Annotated in this window: 5 protein-coding genes and 1 pseudogene; all 6 read left to right on the top strand. The window is 43.4% G+C overall.

Features of this window, described 5'->3' with window-relative positions:
- Positions 1–234: 234 nt before the first annotated feature.
- Complete coding sequence (locus CWC03_RS17035; RefSeq protein ID WP_138582901.1) at positions 235–600, top strand: hypothetical protein; 366 nt, start codon at positions 235–237, stop codon at positions 598–600.
- A gap of 862 nt (positions 601–1,462) precedes the next feature.
- The gene (locus tag CWC03_RS17025; protein ID WP_138582899.1) at positions 1,463–2,629 is read left to right on the top strand and encodes a replication initiation factor domain-containing protein; all 1,167 of its coding nucleotides are present in this window, start codon (positions 1,463–1,465) and stop codon (positions 2,627–2,629) included.
- 1 nt (position 2,630) lies between these two features.
- On the top strand, positions 2,631–2,984 hold the full coding sequence (locus tag CWC03_RS17020) for a DUF1293 family protein (protein ID WP_138582898.1): 354 nt from the start codon (positions 2,631–2,633) through the stop codon (positions 2,982–2,984).
- Positions 2,984–3,220, top strand: a complete 237-nt coding sequence (locus CWC03_RS17015) for a hypothetical protein (protein ID WP_138582897.1) — start codon at positions 2,984–2,986, stop codon at positions 3,218–3,220. Before CWC03_RS17020 ends, CWC03_RS17015 begins: the two co-directional genes overlap by 1 nt.
- Positions 3,221–3,238: 18 nt before the next feature.
- Positions 3,239–3,373, top strand: a complete 135-nt coding sequence (locus CWC03_RS23895) for a hypothetical protein (RefSeq protein WP_283234898.1) — start codon at positions 3,239–3,241, stop codon at positions 3,371–3,373.
- A 110-nt stretch (positions 3,374–3,483) separates the two neighbouring features.
- Positions 3,484–4,140: pseudogene (locus CWC03_RS17010) on the top strand (hypothetical protein); the annotation flags it as partial.

Raw genomic sequence — 4,140 nt, 5'->3', positions numbered from 1 at the left:
CCTATAATTTAACGACTGCGTTATGTTGAGAAAAAGCCCCGCAAAATAGCCACCTGCGGGGCTTTTGTGGTTTATGCGAGGGAAAATATTCCCGCCCGAGCATCAAAAATCATGACTGATTTTTGCCCGTAACATAATGCGAATTATTGGCTGGCAGGGTGCTTTGATACTTGTAACATAAATCAAGATGGTGTAATTTTTATTCACACCTTGAATTGCGTTACAGAAATCAAAATGAATGAAATCACACTAGAAATACATGAGTTAGGCTCAATAGTGGGGCTAGTTTCTAACATTGGCATTAATGCTACTTTTTTCCCTGATAAACATAACTTCATGTATATAAACGGAAATGATGAGATTTGGAGAGATGCTGACAATCTACAACAGTGCAAAGATATTTTCATTGATGACCTTTCGCGATTGGCCAGTAGCAATCCCAAGCAAAAAAATCATGGTGGTGCTCGTACTGGAGCAGGTCGGCCAAGAACCGACGAACCTAAGAAGCCGTATCGTATAACTGATTCTGAAAAACAGTTAATTGATTGGTTGAGGCAAAATCCGTTAGAAATGGATCGTTTAAAGATGAAGATGTTCTAATGCACTTTGCAGATGCGACTTGTCGCATGAAGCGCTAACTTTGATATTGATATGTAGACAAGTGGTTCAAGCGCGAGTACCCGCCGTGGGCGGCTCGATATATTCTTGTAGGCCATTCCCGAGCGCAGCGCGCTCCCTTGATAAACCTTACTTTCTTTCGTTCGACATCTCAGCTTAGGGAGGGCACCCGCTTTGCGGGAGGGTGCCTTGAGCTGAGATGCGCACCAAAAAATACCCCGTAATTGTATTACGGGGTATAACTCACCGACGATTCGCGGCTTTCCCTTTTAACCTTTCCTTTTTGCCTTTAGATCTCTTGTTGCTTCATCTAGATAATTATCGATTAGGTGTTGAACTATTGCTGATATTTTGCATGGTTCTCTTGTTGCGATTGTTATGTCGACAGCAGCGTCCTGCAACGCCTTTTTTCGGTCTCCATTAATTGCTATTGACGTGTCATTTCTAGCCATGATTTCTCTCGATTTGAATTTTATAGAAATATACTACATGGGAATTTATTTTTAGAAACCTGTTTACATGTCACATGTAGTGTGATTATACTCTGCTCGAAATATGTTACATGTAACTATGTGATAGGGCGGATTTGACCTCCCCAAACATTTCGTTATCGGTAACATTCGCATTTACGCAATTAGCTACTGAGGCACGGAATGGTCATCTACTACGAAAACAACAAACAGGCGGGGGTTCAGGTTACGTATGATCTGGACGGTGAACGTCTGTATGATTATTTCGATAACATGTACCAATTCCGCGCATGGGTAGCCCATGAGTATGACTGTGAAACGGTCGAGGTTACGGATTCAAACTACCGTGATTTAGTTGCTCAGGGGGTTATCTAATGTTTGGCCCTACTCAAACGACTGAACTAGCAGCGAAATTAATCGAGCGCAGACAGGCTAGAACCCGCAAAAACTCTGATAATCAGGTGACTATTGACCATCTGGCGTTCACGTTCAAACTCGCTGATTTACGTTACTGCGCACGAGCTGGATTTGCTGGCAGAACGCATGAAACACAAACGCTGTTCCCCAAACAACCTGATATTAAATCCAATTTGAATACAACGGGTTTAACGCCAGATGAGATAGATAAAAAAATCGAGTCTGAGAAATTACGCATTCAACGTTTAATGGCTGATTTTTATATCAGTACGCTGCGCGTTTTTTGTCGTGAGGTGCTTGGCTTTGAGCTTTCTGCACCACGTGATAAAGGTTTTCACGGCTACCAAAATTCTATGAACCTTTTGACTCTTGAGGGTAATCAAATCGGGTTCGTTGGTATCGGCGGCCAACGTGAAACATGTTACGTGCAAATTTCAGGTGAGGGCTGCAAACATTTGTGGTCACACACAACACCATTTGTTGTGCATCATTGGTTGTCCAACGTTCTCCAAATCCGCTATATCGCTAGAACCGATTTGGCCTATGACTGCTATGACGGCAATTTTGATTGCAAATACGCTGAACAGGCATTTTTTGATAATGGGTTTGCTCGCTCTGGCGGTGGTCGGAGTCCAACAATGTCGCCACGTCACAGCATGAATATTAACGGTGTTTACGATGTTGAGATGGTGACATTTGGTAAACGTACCAGTCCAGTTTTTTGGCGTATCTACAACAAAAAATTAGAGCAGGGCATCCAAGAGGATTCTCTAGTTTGGTATCGCAATGAGGTTGAACTGAAAAAATATCCAGTTGAGATCCTTTTAGATCCCGATGCCGCTTTTGCTGGCCTATGCAAATTTGCTCAATCCATGATTGATGCTGACGGGGTTCACACTGCTGTCAGTCCTCGCGCCTCATCTGCTGCAACCGATTTAGCGTCTCGCGCTCGTTGGGTTCGTCGCATGTGCGGTAAAGCGATGGCTGACATTTTAGAAATTACGGGCGGGGACATTGAGCAGGTGCTAGGTCTGCTGATACCCGAACACCACATAACGGGTAAATCTCTCGATATACCCAACACCTACAAACAAATTTTAACCGAACAATTTAGGAGTCTATAACATGGCTATCGTTATTGCAGGGATTGGTATTACCTCGTTCCCAGAATCAAAAAATCCAGATGTTGAAAAAGCCGCGCTTGAGGTGCTTTATCCGTTTGAGTCTGTGAATTCACCAAAATTCAAACGCAAATCAGCTGGCAAAACAACATCAACACCATTCGGCAAAGAGCCGATTGCCATTAATGTTGGTTACGCTCACGTTCTTATCGATACGGGCGCATTTGTGGCAGATAAATCGTATGACCTTCGTTTCGAATTCAACGACCAAACTTTTGAAAATGAGGTAGTCGAGTTACTACCAGTTGACCCAGATTTAAAGGCTCACTTCAAGCAATCTTTGGGTGGCGGTAAGTAATGCAATGTATTTATCTGAATGCTGACGGCACGATTTCGGCTACATCTGAACCACTATCACAATGCGCTGGCTACGTGTTAGTAACGGCCAGTGATGCTGAGGCGTTTACCGCTAGCACTCAGATAACCAGTCTCGACATTGGCGAGGCGTTTATTTGGGGTTTCGGCCTCGTTGTTACATTCGGGTTTCTATCCGCAAACGTTGGATATGCTCGAAAAATCATTAATAAAATTTAATCAGTAAGGAAAATCACAATGGCAGATATTTTTGCAGCAGTAGACCTATCAACAGTAGCGGCATTCATTACAGGAACTGGCGTAGCAATCGTCGGTATTGCTATGGGTCTTAAGGGAATTACCTTGGCTAAGCGTGCAGTTAACAAGGCTTAAGGGGGTGTCTGATGGGCGGCTTAATCGTCGCCCTCATTTATACGCTAATCGCGTTTATGGGGGCTATCACTGGATTTATAGTCTGTAAAAATTTCGGATGGGGTTAAACCATGAAATATATTTTAACAATGGCGCTCCTGAGCGCTTTTTTTGTGCCTAATGTTCAGGCTTTTACTCAGCGCCAGTTAGATACTGCTGTTCAGGCAAAAGAGGAAGAAATTTTTATTTGTAATCCTGCTGGTATCACGAGGGAATATGAATCAAAACAGCAATGTGCTCAAGAACTTATCTCGTATAAAAAATCATCCAGTTCAACCTATAGAGTCATTTCACAATCTGATACCGGTTCGACCATTAATATCATAGGTGTTTACGATTGTTATCTGGGTGAGGGCGGATGTCAGGATAATGCATCTATCCCATATTCTGAGAGAAAATCGTATAGTTGCCCTCCCTCTCCAGGTAGTGACCACACTATCAGGTATGCACGCGGGGTAGATGATGTTCTATGTCTGAAACCTGACTATTGCCCAGCTGAATCTGACAGTGACATTCCAATTTTTGGTACTGGCGGCGGCAAGCGAAAAGTCTGTTTTGACAACCCAGATGGCTCAGTTTGTGAAATAGAAACCGATGATAATGGCAATTTCTCAATGCCATCTGGTTATGCTAGTCAAGAGGGTCGGGATTGCTCAGGTGATGGCAACGATGGAAACGACGGAAACGATGGAAACGATGGAAACGATGGCAACGACGTCATCGGTTGC

The organism is Pseudoalteromonas sp. S2755 (assembly GCF_005886535.1).
Taxonomy (GTDB): Bacteria; Pseudomonadota; Gammaproteobacteria; order Enterobacterales; family Alteromonadaceae; genus Pseudoalteromonas.
This window is presented reverse-complemented; position numbering and strand designations above follow the sequence as displayed.